At 57.7% G+C, this 17389-nt stretch carries 15 protein-coding genes; 4 read left to right on the forward strand and 11 right to left on the reverse strand.

The features are described 5' to 3' along the window. Positions 1-20: 20 nt before the first annotated feature. The 8 genes from ACP90_RS16000 to ACP90_RS16035 form a co-directional block, all read right to left on the reverse strand. Positions 21-911, reverse strand: a complete 891-nt coding sequence (locus ACP90_RS16000) for a nitrilase-related carbon-nitrogen hydrolase (RefSeq protein ID WP_062488907.1) — start codon at positions 909-911, stop codon at positions 21-23. Between the two features lie 117 nt (positions 912-1028). Beyond that, positions 1029-1220, reverse strand: a complete 192-nt coding sequence (locus tag ACP90_RS16005) for a hypothetical protein (RefSeq protein ID WP_022999407.1) — start codon at positions 1218-1220, stop codon at positions 1029-1031. 85 nt (positions 1221-1305) lie between these two features. Next, entirely contained in the window at positions 1306-3123 is a 1818-nt protein-coding gene (gene recJ / locus ACP90_RS16010) for a single-stranded-DNA-specific exonuclease RecJ (RefSeq protein WP_062488908.1), read from the reverse strand. A 10-nt stretch (positions 3124-3133) separates the two neighbouring features. Further along, positions 3134-4129, reverse strand: coding sequence for a class II fructose-bisphosphatase (gene glpX / locus ACP90_RS16015; RefSeq protein ID WP_022999409.1), 996 nt, complete (start codon positions 4127-4129; stop codon positions 3134-3136). Positions 4130-4180: 51 nt separating this feature from the next. Continuing rightward, positions 4181-5503: a homoserine dehydrogenase gene (locus ACP90_RS16020; protein ID WP_062488909.1), complete on the reverse strand. Its 1323-nt coding sequence runs from the start codon at positions 5501-5503 to the stop codon at positions 4181-4183. Between the two features lie 22 nt (positions 5504-5525). Next, on the reverse strand, positions 5526-6743 hold the full coding sequence (locus ACP90_RS16025) for an LL-diaminopimelate aminotransferase (RefSeq protein WP_022999411.1): 1218 nt from the start codon (positions 6741-6743) through the stop codon (positions 5526-5528). Positions 6744-7085: 342 nt separating this feature from the next. Continuing rightward, positions 7086-8321: a GGDEF domain-containing protein gene (locus ACP90_RS16030; RefSeq protein ID WP_062488910.1), complete on the reverse strand. Its 1236-nt coding sequence runs from the start codon at positions 8319-8321 to the stop codon at positions 7086-7088. Positions 8322-8462: 141 nt separating this feature from the next. After that, positions 8463-8714 (reverse strand): hypothetical protein, encoded by a 252-nt coding sequence (locus ACP90_RS16035; protein WP_139314125.1) that lies wholly within the window; start codon positions 8712-8714, stop codon positions 8463-8465. 233 nt (positions 8715-8947) lie between these two features. Here ACP90_RS16035 and phaC point away from each other — a divergent pair, with 233 nt between their 5' ends. Then, entirely contained in the window at positions 8948-10753 is a 1806-nt protein-coding gene (gene phaC / locus ACP90_RS16040; RefSeq protein WP_055653945.1) for a class I poly(R)-hydroxyalkanoic acid synthase, read from the forward strand. A 74-nt stretch (positions 10754-10827) separates the two neighbouring features. Here phaC and ACP90_RS16045 read toward each other — a convergent pair whose 3' ends face one another. Continuing rightward, positions 10828-13149, reverse strand: a complete 2322-nt coding sequence (locus ACP90_RS16045; protein WP_062488912.1) for an EAL domain-containing protein — start codon at positions 13147-13149, stop codon at positions 10828-10830. Positions 13150-13476: 327 nt separating this feature from the next. Here ACP90_RS16045 and ACP90_RS16050 point away from each other — a divergent pair, with 327 nt between their 5' ends. After that, positions 13477-14082, forward strand: a complete 606-nt coding sequence (locus ACP90_RS16050) for a DUF6653 family protein (RefSeq protein ID WP_062488913.1) — start codon at positions 13477-13479, stop codon at positions 14080-14082. A 35-nt stretch (positions 14083-14117) separates the two neighbouring features. On the opposite strand, the gene ACP90_RS16055 is transcribed toward ACP90_RS16050, so the two are convergent. Together ACP90_RS16055 and speB are read right to left on the reverse strand one after the other, a co-directional pair. Then, entirely contained in the window at positions 14118-14762 is a 645-nt protein-coding gene (locus ACP90_RS16055) for a hypothetical protein (protein WP_062488914.1), read from the reverse strand. A gap of 18 nt (positions 14763-14780) precedes the next feature. Next, positions 14781-15743 (reverse strand): agmatinase, encoded by a 963-nt coding sequence (speB, locus tag ACP90_RS16060; RefSeq protein ID WP_031268792.1) that lies wholly within the window; start codon positions 15741-15743, stop codon positions 14781-14783. Positions 15744-16029: 286 nt separating this feature from the next. On the opposite strand from speB, the gene ACP90_RS16065 reads away from it, so the two are divergent. Next, positions 16030-16977 (forward strand): cation diffusion facilitator family transporter, encoded by a 948-nt coding sequence (locus ACP90_RS16065; protein ID WP_062488915.1) that lies wholly within the window; start codon positions 16030-16032, stop codon positions 16975-16977. A gap of 103 nt (positions 16978-17080) precedes the next feature. Beyond that, on the forward strand, positions 17081-17266 hold the full coding sequence (locus tag ACP90_RS16070; RefSeq protein WP_062488916.1) for a hypothetical protein: 186 nt from the start codon (positions 17081-17083) through the stop codon (positions 17264-17266). Positions 17267-17389 lie beyond the last annotated feature (123 nt).

The following is a 17389-nucleotide window of genomic DNA, read 5'->3' on the forward strand; positions in this document are numbered from 1 at the left end:
ACAAATATTACAAGTCCGCTTCAGGCCGCCGAAACGGAAACGTGATCGGCTGTCCAGGCTCCCGGCCAAACTTCCGCTTTGCCGGACTTCAGGTCTCGAAGTTCGCTAAGGGGCACCGAAACGACAAGGAAAGGTTCTTCTCCGTTGCTTCCGGAGGTCGCGGCTACCTCTGCGGCAACACCTGTAAAACCGAATTCCTCTTCACACGGCAAATACAGCGCCGCCCCGGAAACGTTGGTGTCGTTCTGCGTTGTGCCCTTTGATGTGCCGACAAGACCGCAAACGGCGACCGCGCACATGAGCTCAACCGCACGTGCCTTGGCACAGCCGAAGACACGGTGATAGCCGGAGAGTTTTTCCGTCATTGAAGGCACTAGCAGAAGATCGAGATCCAGCTTCGCCAGCAGGCTGCTGAGCGCCGGCATTTCGACATCCAGACAGATCAGGATCGCCATCTTCAATCCGTCGAGCTCGAACGTCTTCAGTTCAGCTCCAGGCACCAGATGCCAGATCTCCGGATCCTGCTCAAACGGTGTGAGGCACAATTTGTCCTGACGGATCTCGCGCCCGTCGGCTGTCAGCAGAACGGCTGTGTTGGTGAAACCCGCAGGCGCCTGAACAGGCATCGATCCAGCCAACAGCGACACACCATACTTGGCAGGTAGCGGAGCAAGTATCGCGAGCAAGTCGGTGCCCACGTCCGCCAGGAACGCCATTTCCTGGTCAGGCAGCAGACCTTCGTGTTTGAACGCCAGGCAGCATTCCACAAGATATTCAGGAAGCATCAGGAGCTTTGCGCCCTCTCCCGCGGCGCGCTGCATTCCCTCTTCTATCTGTGCAGCAAAAGCTGCCACCGAAGCTGGAGCGCGGCTCAGGTTAAAGGACCAAAGTGCAATGGGATAATCTGTCATGGTGCCCGACGTCTCGATAACTAAGACGCAAGACTTAAAGGCAGCACGCAGAGCGTTTCAAGCCCTTGTCTGTCTTTCGTTCACCTGAACGTGGCTCGTCCGGTATTTCCGGAAGGTTCAATCGATGAACAGTCCGAGAAATGCTACCAGCACCATCAGAAATCCTGTTCCGACTAGGGCTGCTTTCGGCTCTTGCGGCAGGGCGGTGAGTTTTGCTGAACGTCTGACTTCCCGAATCCCTTTCAGGGCCCGGTCCGTACGCCTGTCTATTTCTTCGAAATAGGGCGAAAGCTCATTCTGAGCACGCATGCCTGATCCTCACGATTCCTTCGTGGGTTCAAACCTTATGCCCGGAGACTTAGCGTTTGGTTAATTCACGTTTACCTGCGCCGCATCAAAGGCGGGTTTTCTGCGGATCCGCGACATCAAGGATGCGCAGTTGCACCTTGGGTGTCCCCTGCCAGGTGTCGATTGACAGCGTACCTGCCACATGCAGCGACTGCCCCCGGCCCTGCAACAACATCTGACCGTGCGGTTTGTCGTCCGCCTTGAAGCAGATTGCCTTTAACGCAGTCCCGTCACCAGAAGTGATCGAGGCTCGGACATGTCCCTTACCGACCACATCGGCGAAGGAAATCCGGTGGGCGGGAAAGGCAAACACCGGTTCAGCATGACCGGCACCATAGGGCCCCGCCTTTTCCAGCAACTCCAGAAAATCGAGATTTGCGCCCGTTGCCGTCAGCGCGGCATCAATCTTCAGTTCCCGGTTCGCACTTGCCGCCTCGACGTCGTCCTTCAGCACATCGTTGAAAAACGCTTCCAGGTCGGCGGTCTTCTCCCGCAGAACCGTAAGCCCTGCCGCCATGGCGTGCCCACCACCCTTTTCGAGCAAACCTTCGTCAACCGCTCTGCGAACGGCCTTGCCAAGGTCAACACCGGGGATGGAGCGCCCTGAACCTGTCCCCTTGCCGGTTTCATCAAAGGCGACCGCAAAGGAAGGCCTGCGGTGAGCTTCCTTGAGCCGAGAGGCAATCAGTCCAACAATCCCGGGGTGCCAATCGTCGGAACCGGTCAGGAGAACCGCCGGATCACGTGCCTGGATTGCCATTGCGGCTTCTGCGCCGGCCTGTTCCAGCATCACTGCTTCCATGGACTGACGTTCGGTATTGAGCTGGTCCAGCCGCTCGGCGATTGCCCGTGCTTCGTGCGGGTCTTCCGTCGTCAGAAGGCGCGCGCCCAGTGCAGCGTCGCCAATACGTCCTCCCGCGTTGATCCGCGGGCCTATCAAGAAACCCAGATGATAAGGCGCCGGCTTTCCGCTCACGCGCGCTGTGTCCGCAAGCGCAGTCAGCCCGTAATTGCGGCGTTGGTGCATCACCGCAAGGCCACGTGTCACATAGGCCCTGTTTAGGCCCTGCAACGGAACGACGTCGCACACGGTACCAAGCGCCACCAGATCGAGCAGCGCCATGAGATCCGGCTCCTGCCTGCCCTGGAAAACCCCGCGACGCCGCAACTCGCGGTTCAGGCCGACAAGAAACAGGAACGTGACGCCGACAGCTGCCAAATGCCCCTGCCCCGACAGATCATCCTGCCGGTTGGGATTGACGAGCGCCTCAACCGCCGGAAGCGTTTCGCCAACCTGGTGGTGATCGATGACCACGACGTCGAGATCGAGTTGCCGGGCAGTTTCAAAAGCTTCAAACGACGTGCTGCCGCAGTCGAGCGTAACCAGCAGATCAGCCCCGCCATGGCGAAGATGTTCGATGGCCGGACCGTTCGGTCCGTATCCTTCGATGACCCGATCCGGAATATGGATCACAGGGTCAAGGCCGAGCCACTGCAGGTATTTGGCGAATATCGCCGACGATGTCGCCCCGTCGACATCATAGTCGCCGAAGATCGCAATCTTTCGACCAGCCTGGACCGCATCCGCGACCCTTGCCACGGCGGCGTCCATATCGACCAGACCGGAAGGATCGGGCATCAGCAGCTTGAGTGACGGCTCCAGGAAGCCGGTTGCCTCGTCGGCCTGAACGCCGCGCGCAGCCATGACACGCGCCAGCACGTCCGGCAATCCGTGAACCTGCGAAATCGCCATCGCGGTTCGCAGGTCAGCGCCACTCAGGCGCTCGCGCCAGGCGTTGTCGTTTGCGGAACGGGCGACCCCAAGTACGAGCCGCCTGTCGTCTTCCCCGGATTGTCCCAGCATTCAGCCGCGCTTAGTCCAGATGAAACTTCTCAAGATCCGTGTGCTGGGCCTTGATGTAGCGCACCGTCCCAGTGGAGGACCGCATGACAACGGTGTGCGTGGTGATGTGATGACGGCCGAAGCGGACGCCCTGCAGGAAGTTGCCGTCGGTTACACCCGTTGCGGCAAAAAGCACGTCCGGCCCGGCCATTTCTTCAAGCGTGTACTTCTTCTTGATGTCCTCGATGCCCATGCGATGCGCACGCTCGACCTGCTCGTCGCGCGTGATCACAAGACGAGACTGCATCTGGCCACCGATACAACGAAGCGCGGCAGCTGCAAGCACACCCTCCGGGGCACCGCCGATACCTGCGTAGATATCGATGCCGGTTTCGTCCGGATCGGTCGTGTGAATAACGCCGGCGACGTCACCATCTCCGATCAGGCGGATTGCAGCACCAGTCGCCCGGATTTCTTCAATCAGGCGGGCGTGGCGCGGACGGTCGAGCACGCAGGCCGTGACTTCACTGACCTTGACGCCTTTTTCCTTGGCAACAGCAGCAATATTTTCGGCAATCGGTGCGTCCAGATCGATCAATCCGGCCTTGTAACCCGGCCCGATGGCAATCTTGTCCATATAGCTGTCCGGAGCGTTCAGAAGATCGCCCGCCGGCGCCAATGCGATAACCGCCAGGGAGTTCGGCAGGTTCTTGGCGCAGATGGTCGTGCCTTCCAGCGGGTCGAGAGCGATGTCGACTTTCGGTCCCTGCTTCGTGCCGACGTTTTCACCGATGTAGAGCATCGGAGCTTCGTCGCGTTCCCCCTCACCGATAACCACGGTACCGTCGATAGGCAGGCGGTTCAGTTCGCGCCGCATTGCGTCCACTGCCGCCTGGTCCGCGGCCATTTCGTCGCCGTGACCGCGCAACCGGGCTGCCGACACAGCCGCTCTTTCACTGACGCGGGCCAGCTCGAGCGTCAGAATACGGTCCAGGCCGCTCGACGGTTGTTTATCAGTATTGGACATCAACATCTCCAGTCTCTCCCTCCGCAGGACGCCTCGGCGGGCACTCACTCGTCAGTTCAGTTTTTCAATGCGGATCATCTGAGGCTGTTCGGAAACTACCCCCTTGGACATGATCACGTCCAATGCCTCTTTGATTGCCACTTCAGTCGTTTCATACGTGATGAGGATGACAGGTTGAGGCAGGTCCGCATCAAATTTCACAGGAACGTCCTTATTTGCATGACGTTTCTGGACAATCGATTCCAGTGAAATGCCGGCATCGCCCATGCATCTGGCGATTTCGGCGAAAGCACCCGGCCGATCGAATACGGACAGGCGGATATAATATCCGCCTTCATGAAGCCGCATGCGGGCACGTTGATAGCTGTTAAGCTCTGCAGCGGGCATGCCAAGAACAGGCGTTTCGTCGCCCCGGGCAATATCGGCGAGATCGGCCACGACGGATGACGCCGTCGCATTGCCGCCGGCACCCGGTCCGACGAGCACGATTTCACCAACGAAGTCACCGTCGACAGCCACAGCATTCAGGACGCCGTCGATCCGAGCAATCGCAGAGGACTTCGGCACCATGGTCGGATGAACACGTTGCTCGATGCCCGTATCAGTGCGTTGGGCAACGCCCAGTAGCTTGATGCGAAAACCGAGTTCGTCCGCAGCCTGAATATCGGCGGTCGTGATCGAGGTGATGCCCTCGACGTAGATGTCGTCGCTCGAGATTTCCGTGCCGAAGGCAAGACTGGTGAGGATGGCAAGCTTGTGGGCGGTGTCGTTACCTTCGATGTCGAAGGTCGGATCCGCCTCCGCATAGCCGAGACGCTGTGCATCCGACAGACAATCCTGAAAACTGATGCCTTCTGCCTCCATCCGGGTCAGGATGTAATTGCAGGTGCCGTTCAGGATACCGTAGATGCGGCTGATGTCGTTGCTGGCCATGGATTCGCGCAGCGTCTTGACGATCGGAATGCCTCCGGCAACGGCTGCCTCGTAGTTGAGGCAGGCGTCGTTGGCCTCCGCCAGCACTGCCAGCTCAACGCCATGGCGCGCAAGCAGCGCCTTGTTTGCTGTCACGACATGAATGCCACGCGCCAGAGCAGCACGCACGCTTTCCTCAGCGGGGCCGTTGTCGCCGCCGATCAGTTCGACAAAAATATCGACATCTGCCGTCCGGGCCATTTCCACCGGATCGGTGAACCATTCGAATGCCGAGACATCGATGCCCCGATCACGGGTCCGATCACGTGCACTGACCGCTGTCACGGTCACTGCTCGCCCGGTTTTCGTTGCAATCTGTCCGCCGTGTTTTGAAAGGAGCTGCACCACGGCCCCCCCCACGGTGCCAAGGCCAGCGATGCCTACCTTCAATGCGTCTGCCATACGGAAATGAGTCCAGTTCTTATCAACCTTTGGTCCCGAGCGGGATGACGTTGTGCAGCTTTTGATCCGCAGTTTCAAGGAAGCGGCGGATATTTCTGGCTGCCTGACGCAGTCTTTGTTCGTTTTCCACCAGTCCGATGCGGACGTACTCGTCTCCGTGTTCACCGAAACCGATACCTGGTGCGACGGCCACTTCCGCCTTTTCCAGTAGCAGCTTGGAGTATTCCAGACTGCCGAGCGCCCGGAACTTCTCGGGGATTGGTGCCCAGCAGAACATGCTGGCTTCCGGTGCCGGAATATCCCAGCCGGCCCTGCCGAAACTGTCGACCACCACATCGCGGCGCTTCTTGTAGATCTCGCGGGTTTCACGGATGCAGTCATCCGATCCGTTCAGGGCCGCGGTTGCCGCAACCTGAATGGGTGTGAAGGCGCCGTAATCGAGATAGGATTTCACTCTCGACAACGCAGCAATCAGCCGCTCGTTGCCGACAGCAAAGCCCATGCGCCACCCCGGCATGGAGAAGGTCTTCGAAAGTGACGTGAATTCGACGGTGACATCCATGGCACCCGGCACCTGCAGAACCGATGGCGGCGGTGTCGCACCGAAATAGATTTCGGAGTAAGCCAGGTCAGACAGGATGAAGATGTTGTGCTTGCGAGCGAATGCGACCACGTCCTTGTAGAAGTCGAGATCCGCGCAATAGGACGTCGGGTTCGCCGGGTAGCAAAGAATGATTGCGATCGGCTTCGGCACGGAATGGATCACCGCGCGTTCAAGCGCATCGAAGAACGCCGGGCCCGGTTCCGCCGGAATGTTGCGGATCGAGGCGCCAGCCATCAAGAAGCCGAAGGTGTGAATCGGATAGCTGGGATTGGGGCTCAGAATCACATCCCCGGGTGCGGAGATGGCCTGCGCCATGTTGGCGAAGCCTTCCTTGGAGCCGAGTGTCGCGATCACCTGGGTATCGGGATCCAGTTTCACGCCAAACCGGCGACCGTAATAAGCCGCTTGTGCCTTGCGCAGGCCTCCGATGCCCTTGGATGCGGAATAACGGTGCGTGCGTGGGTCCTGCACGACTTCGGTCAGCTTGTCGACAATGTGCTTCGGTGTCGGCAGGTCAGGGTTGCCCATGCCAAGATCGATAATGTCCGCCCCCGCCGCGCGCGCCTTCGCCTTCAAACGGTTCACCTGTTCGAACACATACGGCGGCAGCCGCTTGATCTTATGGAATTCCTCCATGACGCGAATCCTTGCGAGTTGACAGTATCAGCTGCGCTCCCTTGCCGGGCGCGGCGACGGCGCAGCGGGGCTCTTTTAGCAGTCCGGATAAAAATACGCACCCGTCTTTGCGTCGCTAGCCGACTAAATTTGTAGCGTTTTTTAGAACATGATTGCTTTGGCAGTAGTCCTCGGCCGCCCGAGCTCCACTAACGGCTTAAATGTCCTACAAATCGCGGTGTGCAGGAGCAAAAATCTGGCGAGGAATGAACGGCAAGTGAGCAGTAAGCGGACCGCCTTCCGGAGCCAGATCCATCATTCCACTTTGCCGGGCGCGTCGCGACAATCAAAGAAAGGAAGAGATCAGGCCGCCTTTTTCCGAAGCACGGAAAAACCGGTTCTTTTTGCGTCCTTGATAAGCCGGCCATTGGGCGCAAGATCCATCGTGACGATTTGTGCGCGGCCCTGTTTCTTTGCCCTGTGCAGGCCACCTTCGGCAGCTTCCATCGCACGCTCCAGCGGTGTCGAAACGCTGGCACTCACCAGACCGACGCTCGCGGTCACCATCAGCCGGCCGCCAGACGCTTCCTGACATTCCAGCCCGAAACGCCTGCAGATCCTCTGGGCGGTCAAATGGGCGAGTTCCTTGTTGCCCTCCGGCAGGAACACGGCGAATCCGGCACCGCCTACCCGCCCTGAAATGGCGTTTTCGACCAGGGTATCCTTCAAGATGCGCGCGAATAGCTGCAGGAGCGCATCTCCCATCGCCTGACCGAAACGCTCGTTCACCGATTTGAACTGGTCCATGTCAAACAGGATGAGGCTGTAAATGCCCTTTGGGGAGGAGTTCGAAGCGATCCAGTCCTCCGCATCGTTGAGAAACGCCCGTCGGTTCGGCAGAGCTGTCAGGTCGTCCTGAAGAGCCTGCTCCCTGAAACCGTGCAAGGATCGTTCGATGACCATGGAAGCCGGCAGGACGATCGTCATGATGATCGAAAACAGAACGGTGATCAGGTAGGTGCTCATGAACCCTTCCGTGAACGTCGACTGGAAGGACGGGAACAGCAGTATGTTCTGGTGAAAGGTAAACCACATGAATCCCGCGGTTTCGACCAGCGTTGTCATCCCAAGCATACGTGCTGAATAGAGTTTCTCCCGATTTTCGAAGAACGCCATCCAAACGACCCAGAGACCACTCAGGATGAGCACCGACTGAACATAATTCACCCGGGTGAGGAAGTTGTCCTGAAATTCGGGAAACTGGCATAGAACGAGCCAGGCAAACGCTATCGTTGCGAACACCCAGACATGACCGCTGCGGCCCAGGAACACGGCGAAGCCGCTTCGCCTCAGGCCGGTCCCGAGAATGACCAGGAAATTAGCGGCAACGATACTGAAAAGGTCCGGAATTGTCCCGCGAAATGCAAGGAGAACCGTCCCGCAAGCCGCCAGAAACATTCCTGCAGACCACAGGGCGAGGCTTCTCGAACAGGCAACGCTCCGCCCGGGCCAGAACATGTAAAAAAGGAACAGGATGACGCTACCGGCAAACTCGGCAATCATAATGCAGGTAAACAGTGTCGGTGTATCGAGCGTCATGAAAACAAAGGCCTTGCGATCAAGGCTTGCAGCCTAGACCGCCAGTCGTAAAGGAAAGATTTAATCCGTATATTTATCAATATTTTATCTTCTTTAGCCACCTCACATCATCCGCATATGTATTGGGCATCGTCCCCTGCGTCACTCAGACGCAAGTGTTTCCAGATAGGCCTGCGTCTCTTGCCTCTCCTTCGGATTGATGAGGCCGGAAGACTCGCCGGGATTGACGATTGCACCATAGCCTTTCGGTGCCGGGACGTTGCCTCTCCCCTGCCCGGGCTCGGTTTTCAGCGCATCAAGCAAGGGTGTCCCTGGCCCGACAGCGCATGCTGACAATCCAAAGGCGAGAAGCATGCACCCACCCAGTGCCAGCACGTTCCGCATGCAGCTCAACAGATCCTCCACCACTTTGTTTCCTCGTCCATCCGATCGTCACAAATTTCCACTAGCCAGAGGGCCTGAACGTGGATTGAAATCCAATCGACGGAGACGTTACCTTGTGTCATAAATAGCCGATAGTTCAAAATATCGGCGAAAAAATAACAAGATAACGCGATTGAACAACAAGGGCTCACAGGCCTTTCGTGGGCTGAATGGGGCAAGACAACCGGAGGAAATCCCTGCCTATGGCTGATGACCGCGACCATCCCATGTTGCAGTATATCATCAACAACCCGGAAGCCTTTGCACAGAATCTTGCAAAGACGCTCGAGCAGGCAGGCAAGGCACTGGCGGCTTATATCGAGCCCCGGGAACAGGGCAAGATCACCCACGATTCGACCGACGAGCTGACCGGTGTCGTAAAGACCCTCGCTCAGGTTGGCGAATACTGGGCGTCCGATCCGCAGCGCGCCGTCGAAGCCCAGTCGCGCTTGTGGAGCGGCTATATCGATCTCTGGAATTCCTCGCTGAAACGGATGATGGGCGAACCGTCTACACCGGCGATCGAAACTCCGGCACGTGACAAGCGCTTTGCCGATCCTGACTGGGAAAAAAACCAGTTCTTCGATTTCATCAAGCAGCTCTACCTGATCACCAGCAAATGGGCGGAGGACATGGTCCACGACGCCCAGGGGCTGGATGAGCACACACGCCACAAGGCCGAATTCTACGTCACCCAGATCGCCAATGCCGTCTCCCCGTCCAATTTCGTGCTTACAAACCCCGAGCTGTTACGTCTGACACTGGAAAGCAACGGCGAAAACCTGGTCAAGGGCATGCGGCACCTGGTCGAGGATCTGAAAACCGGCAAGGGCGAGCTGAAGATCCGCCAGACCGACCCGACAAAATTCAAGCTCGGCGAGAACCTCGGCACCACGCCAGGCAAGGTGATCTCGCAGAACGATGTCTGCCAGGTAATCCAGTATTCGCCATCTACCGACGAGGTCCTGAAGCGTCCTCTCCTCATCGTTCCGCCGTGGATCAACAAGTTCTACATTCTCGACCTCAATCCGGAAAAATCCTTCATCAAGTGGGCGGTCGACCAGGGCCACACGGTGTTTGTCATTTCCTGGGTCAACCCGGACGAACGGCAGGCTCAAAAGAGCTTCGAGCATTATATGAAGGAAGGCATCCTCAATACGCTCGACGTCATCAAGCGGGCAACGCGCCAGGAAGAGGTCAATTCCATCGGTTACTGCGTCGGCGGCACATTGCTGGCGGTCACGCTTGCCTATATGGCAAAGATCGGCGACGACCGCATCAAGACCGCGACCTTCTTCACCACACAGGTCGACTTCACTTTCGCGGGTGACCTGAAGGTGTTCGTCGATGAAGAACAGATCTCGGTCCTTGAAAAGAGGATGGCCGAGCACGGCTACCTGGACGGCTCCAAGATGTCGTCCGCCTTCAACATGCTGCGCTCCAACGATCTGATCTGGTCCTATGTGGTCAACAACTACCTGAAGGGCCAGGACCCCTTCCCGTTTGACCTGCTCTACTGGAACTCGGATTCCACGCGCATGCCCGCCGCGAACCATTCGTTCTATCTGCGCAACTGTTATCTGGACAACAAACTGTCCAAGGGCGAAATGGAAATCGCGGGCGAGCACCTGGATCTCTCCAAGGTGACCATTCCGATCTTCAACCTGGCAACGCGCGAAGACCACATTGCACCGCCGAAATCGGTCTTTCTGGGATCAGGCTGTTTTGGTGGCCCGGTCGATTACGTGCTGGCCGGTTCCGGGCATATTGCAGGTGTGGTCAACCCGCCTGCGAAGAAGAAATACCAGTTCTGGACAGGCGCGGAAGCCAAGGGAACGCTGGAAAACTGGCTCAAGAATGCCGAGGAACACCCCGGGTCCTGGTGGCCTTACTGGGATCAGTGGATCCGCTCGCATGACGACGCCAAGGTCAAGGCCCGCAAACCGGGTGCGAACCGGGTCAAAATCCTTGAGGATGCGCCCGGCTCTTATGTGATGACCAAGGTGTAACGTACTGCGCCAGGACACATCCCCGGAGCTCCATTCTCCCGGCGCTGACTACGGCTGTTTCCGAAGCGCATATCTCAACCGAAATGTGCGTCCAGAGGCGTCAATGTCATGGCCAGCAGCTTGCCGAACTTGCGGGCGGCCATCGGGCGACCGAAATGATAGCCTTGGACGACTTCACAACGGCAGCTGGCAAGAAAGGCCTGCTGCTTTGCGGTTTCCACGCCCTCTGCCACGACACAGAGCCCAAGTTCCCGCCCGAGGGAAATGATGGCCTTTGCGATACACCGGTCGCTTTCGTCGAAATCCAGATCGCTGATGAAGCTGCGGTCGATCTTGAGCCTTGTCAGCGGAAAGCTTTTCAGCGCGGCGAGACTTGAATATCCGGTGCCGAAATCATCTATGGCGAGCTTCACGCCCAGCCGGCGGAAATCGTCCATCAGTCCAACGGCCTGATCCGCATTCTTGATCAGCAGGCTTTCGGTCAGCTCCAGCTCAAGGTAGGTCGCGGCAAGTCCGGTTTCCTCGAGTGCATCGCGAACATCCGAAATCATACCGTCGTCACGGAACTGGCGGGCGGAAACATTGACGCCAACCGTAATCGGCATCAGGCCACTTTCCTGCCATTCCTTGTTCTGCCGGCAGGCTTCGCGCGTCACCCATCTGCCCAGAGGCACGATCAGGCCGCTTTCTTCCGCCAGAGTGATGAACTCGCCCGGCATCATGCGACCAAGTGCCGGATGTTGCCAGCGCACCAGCGCTTCCGCACCTACGATACGGCCGCTAACCAGATTGTATTGCGGCTGGTATTCCAGGAAAAACTCGCCGTTCTCGATGCCGGTCCGCATTTCCTCCAGAAGTGTCAGCTTGTTGACCGAACGTTCCGGACGGGTCTGCTCATAGACCTTGAAGCTGTCACGTCCTGCGGACTTTGCTTCGAACATCGCCTTGTCGGCATTCCGTAAAAGCTGTGCCGCACTGTCGGCATCCTGCGGGTAACAGGCAGCACCAATGCTGCAGGTAACATGGAACGACAGGTCATCGATCTGGATCGTTTTGGTGATCTCGTCCCGGAGCCTTGCCATGAATTCGTAGAGGGCAGCTTTCTCTGCCGTGTCTCGGTCGACAATCAGGACAAATTCGTCGCCCCCAAAGCGGATGGCCTGATGTGCACCGTCGTGGACGGACATGATCCGTTCCGCGACGATCATCAGCACCTGGTCGCCAATCGCATGTCCGAAGCTGTCGTTGACGAACTTGAAATTGTCGAGATCGACAAAAACGACGGCAACAGGCACGCCGGTCCTATCACTTTCGAACACCTTTTCTTCCAGCTTGGTCTTGAACTCCTGCCGATTGGGCAGGCCTGTCAGGACGTCATGATTGGCCAGATAGCGGATCTTGCGTTCGGCTCGGTCACGCTCGACTGCTACGGACGCAAGCCGGGCAGCTTCCAGTGCAAGCTTCAGCTCATGATCCGTCGGGCTGCGCGTCGACTTGGTGTAGAGCCCAAACGTGCCCAGAACCTTGCTGTCCTTGCCGAAAAACGGCACCGACCAGCAGGACCGCAATTCGAAAGGAGCAACAAGGTCGCGTACATCCTCCCACAGTCGGTCCTTCTGGATATCTTCGACGATGACACTCTCGCGCCGGAACACAGCGGTCCCGCATGAACCCATTTTCGGGCTCACAGGTATACCGTCGGTGATGTCCAGGTATTCTTGCGGCAGGTTGGGACCGACAGTCGCCAGGAGATGCTCGCCTGTGTCATCCACAAGCATGATCGACCCCATCACTCCATCGAGTTGGTCCTCAATGGTCAATACGAGTGTCGTCAACACCTCGTTCACGGGTCTGCCCGCAGCAATTTCCTGAAGGACCTTGTTCTGCCCCTGCTGCAGGAGTAACGCCCGTTTGCGCTCGGTGATGTCCCGCGAGAGGCCAACAATGCCGACCACTTCACCCTTGCTGTTTGTGACCGGGTACTTGGACGAAGAGAACCACTTCCGCTTGCCGTTCGACAGAATTGACGGCTCCTCGAAATCGATACGCGGAATATTCGACGCCATGATCTCCTGTTCGATGGCATGGAACTTGGAACCGGTCTCCTCCGGATGCAGTTCCAGATCGGTCTTGCCGATCAATTGCGAAGCATCATCGAGGCCGACATCAAGCGCGACCTGCAAGTTCGCCATGACGAAGCGCGAGCTGCGGTCCTTCACATAGAGATAATCGGAAACCTCGTTAAGCAGTGTATGAAGCCAGTCGCCGCTGAGGCGAAGTTCGTCACTTCTTGACAGCTTCGTGATGTGGTTAAGCCGATCCAGCTCGGAGGCCAGGGACGAGACTATTTCGCTATTTTCCGCGTCCCCTTCGTCCTGGCTTGTTTGTAAGACCATGCTCCAGTCCAATTGATTGAATTTATCACTCTCAAGTATTTGGCCATCTTTGCCGATTTCAAACTAAAAAACAATGAACTGAACAGAATGTAGGCCTTTTTACTCATTAGCTATTTGTTATTCATCGAACGAACTAGCCCATCCAGGCAAGTGCATTGAAACTACACCAAAATCTCTAGGAGATATCGATTAAAATACTTAATGATATCTGGCCCTGGCCTAGGTATTTTTCACGATCTTTGCTGTTGCTTGCGACAGAATGTTGTTTGCCAAGTCCCCATTTCGCCGGGTAAGATTGCCGGATATCCGAAAGGCCGGCTTCAGCATATGCAAACCACGCAACGTCACCCGAGCCCCCTTGCCCGTCCGGCATTGAAAAATGCCAATGGCCTGAGAGCTCCCGTTCTTCTGCCCAAAGCAGCGACCGGCAAGCCAGCGCCTGCCCTGGCAACTTTCATGAAGATACTCGCACCTGGCATGTTGACCGGTGCCTTGTGGACGCAAGCCTGGCTTGGTGTCTGGGGCGCACTTCTGCTCGCTTTTGCGGTACTGGCAGGCGTGATCGCTGTCCCCAGGCTTGTTGGGGAAACCGGCAAGGCCTCCAGTTGGGCCAAACGCGTGAGCTTTGGAGAAAAGATCTGGCTCAACAGATTGTTCCTCCCCGTTCCCGCCACCGACAGTGCCCGGATTACAACGCTTTATCTCGTTTTCTGGATGGGTGGGCTGATTGCGTTGCTCGGCGGCTTCCTGTCATCGCCAATCCTGTCGCTGACAGGTCTGGCCGTTGCGTATGCGGCCCAATTCGTCAGCTTTGGCAAGTTGATCCAGCTTTACCAGACCATGAAGGACAAAACCCCGCTGTACCGGTTCTGGACTGCTGTCCCGCTCAACGACAACCTTCCCGGGAAGGCAGCGCACAGCAAACACGGCTGATTTCCTTTGAATGTCTACCTGAAGCGGATCGCTGTTCAGTCGGCTGTGCTCAACTCCAGACTCACGATGGCCACCAGACCAAGTGCGGCAAGCGCAACTTGCTGCTCCTGACCCGCGATCTTGCTGCGCAAATCCGGCTCGTGAATGTCGAGCACCCAATCCCTGCCTGTCACGAATCTCTTCAAACCTGACAGCAAACCGGCTTTCTTGCCTTCTGCCTGATCCCGATGTTTGCGGACCAGCGTCCCCACTGGATTGCCGTCTGCCAACAGCACCAGAGCTTCCGTGTCGCCACCAAGCATCGTGCGGACGGTTTGTTTGGCAACACTGTCAGGGTTGGCAAGGCTGAACTGAACATTGCTTCCAGGCACTTCCAGTTGCCAGCCCTGCTTCAAAGGTCCTCGTCCCCCGATTTGTCCGATGCTGACGTCGGCATCGGTCCTCAGTTCCCAGCTGCCAGTACCGGACCTGGACCTGCACTCGAGTGCCCAGGCAGTCTGTGGGCCGATGCGGATGCTTGTGACGCCTCTCATGTGCGGCTTGTCCAGTTCGAACACCATGGCAGGTGCTTCCTCCAGACTTTGCCCGGTGCCAAACACCTTGAACTGCCTGGCGACACCGGGCGGCAACGGCCTGCTGCCCGGCGTTTTGACAAATCGGAAGCTGAGGTTCGTTTCCATGTTGCCCCTATTCTGGCCTCAGCCGGCCTGTTTCCGCTTTTCGGCAAGCAGGCCAATGTAGGTCAGCGCGACGCTTGCGCCCGCAATCGAGGTGATATCGGCATGGTCGTACGCCGGTGCGACTTCGACGACATCACCGCCGACGAAGTTCAATGACCCCAGCCCACGCAGGACCGACAATGCCTCGCGAGAGGACAGGCCGCCGGAAACAGGCGTGCCGGTACCGGGCGCAAACGCCGGGTCAAGGCAATCGATGTCGAATGTCATATAGGCCGGGCCATTGCCCACCCGGGCCTTGATCCTGTCGGTCACGCCGCCGATACCCAATTCGTCCATCTCATAGCCATGAATGATTTCCAGCCCGCAAGTTTCGGGAGCATGGGTACGGATGCCGATCTGGATTGAACGGTCTGGGTCGATAAGGCCTTCTCGCACGGCGCGTCCGGTGAAGGTGCCGTGGTCGATCCGGTCGCCTTCGTCGTTCCAGGTGTCCTGATGGGCATCGAATTGCACCAGGGCGAGCGGGCCATGTTTGGCCACATGCGCCTTGAGAAGCGGATAGGTGACGAAATGATCGCCACCGATGGAAAACAGATGCGCTCCGGAAGCCAGAATATCAGAGGCCTGAGACTGGATGTGTCCGGGAATATCAGCGTTGCGGCCATAGTCGAAAACACAGTCGCCGTAGTCCACGCAGGCAAGAACCTCGAAAGGGTCCATTTCGAACGGATATTGCGGGTCACCGTCAAAAATGGCGGATGCGCGACGCACCCCCTGAGGACCGAACCGAGCCCCCGGACGGTTGGAAACAGAGGCATCAAACGGGATGCCCCAAACCGCCAGGTCAATCCCGGTCAGATCGCGGCTATAGCGGCGGCGCATGAACGACAGCGCGCCTGCATAGGTCGGTTCATGCGAACCGCCCTTGACCGATTTACCCAGAAATGCGTTGTCGGTTTCCCGCGGCAATTCTGCTGACATGACAATTTCCTTGAAGTCTGGTGTGGCAGGATTTTTGCGCCGCTCCGGATCAAGCGGCACGGACTGCCGGGTGTGTCATTTACCGGACACCCGAGGACGGTCTTTCAGGTTTTACCAGTGATGGATCGTCCCGCCAATCCCGAGCCGCAAGGCCCGCTACAGAGTGTTGAACCAGCACTTGTCCCCCGTCTCTTTGGTGCTGTTCCTGTTCCGCTTCTTGTCAACCGTGGGGATATGTCGAAAGATCGGGGCGCCCACCTCTCCGTGCAAAGGAAGGATCACAGCCATGAGCGACAGCGGCCATCACGACCATGCCGGCGGCAGTGCGCACGGCTATTCACACGACCATGATCATGGTCAAGGGCACGACCATGATCACACCCCTGAAGTGACGGACAAGAACGCGCGCGCTGTTGCGTGGGCAGGTCTTTTGATTGCTGCCTTCATGTTTGCGGAGCTGATCGGTGGCTGGCTTTCAGGGTCTCTCGCGCTGATGGCGGACGCCGTCCACATGGTTACGGATGCCGCATCGCTGGGTTTGGCCTGGTGGGCCTTTCAGCAATCCAAGAAACCTGCAGATGCCCGGCTAACCTATGGCCGCGACCGGTTACCGGTACTGATCGCCTTCGCCAATTCCATATTCCTGCTGGTGGTGACAGGCTGGATCTGCGTGGAAGCTGCCGGGCGCTTCATGGAGCCGGAGACCGTGCTTGCAGGCCCGATGTTCATCATTGCCGTAATCGGCCTTCTGGTGAATATCGGCGCCTTTTTCATTCTGCAGCGTGGCGGTGACGGATCGCTCAACATGCGCTCTGCGATCCTGCACGTGCTCGGCGATCTACTCGGCTCCGTTGCGGCGATCGCGGCCGCTATCGTCATCTATTTCACGGGTTGGTACCCGATTGACCCGATCCTGTCGGTTTTCGTCGCTGTGCTGATTGTTCGTTCTGCGGTCGCGGTAATGCGCCAGTCCGCGCATATCCTGCTGGAAGGCGCACCGGCAGACATCGACAGGGACACCCTGAAAACCGATCTGTTGCATGAAGTCCCTGGCCTCGCCGACGTTTATCACATCCATCTCTGGTCGCTGGCCGAAGGCAAGGTGAATGCCACCATGCATGCCATCTTGAAACCGGAAGACAGTCCGGATGCCGTTTTGCAGCAAATCCGAGAGCGGTTGAAGACAAGGCATGGCATCGGCCACGTGACGATCGAGGTAACTGAAGGCTCCTGAGTCTCTGAGATTTCTGAGCACACCCTTCCCGATCATTGCCGCTGTTTTGAAGTCCCCAACCGTTTACGCGAGATTATCTCTTGCCGGTTAGCCTGAAGTCAGGATGGCTGGCTATGACAGAAATTCGGCGCAGGACCCGACACCAACGGCCTGGAACGCCAGAAACGAAAACACCGCACCTCCGGAAGGTGCGGCCACCATTTTCACGTTTTATGCCTGTCTTGCCATTCTCGCCACACTTGCAGCCCTGGGTGGAGCGCTATTTTCCCTGACAGGATCCGGGCAATAAAGTCGGCTTGCCTCACACACAGATTTTGTCCTCGGGATTATTTCCCGTCTTTCTTCGGATTGCGCGGCGATCCACGGGATACCGACACGGGACCGTTGTCGCCTTGCGCCTCCGGGACTAAAA

This window comes from Labrenzia sp. CP4, assembly GCF_001579905.1.
Lineage (GTDB): Bacteria > Pseudomonadota > Alphaproteobacteria > Rhizobiales > Stappiaceae > Roseibium > Roseibium algicola.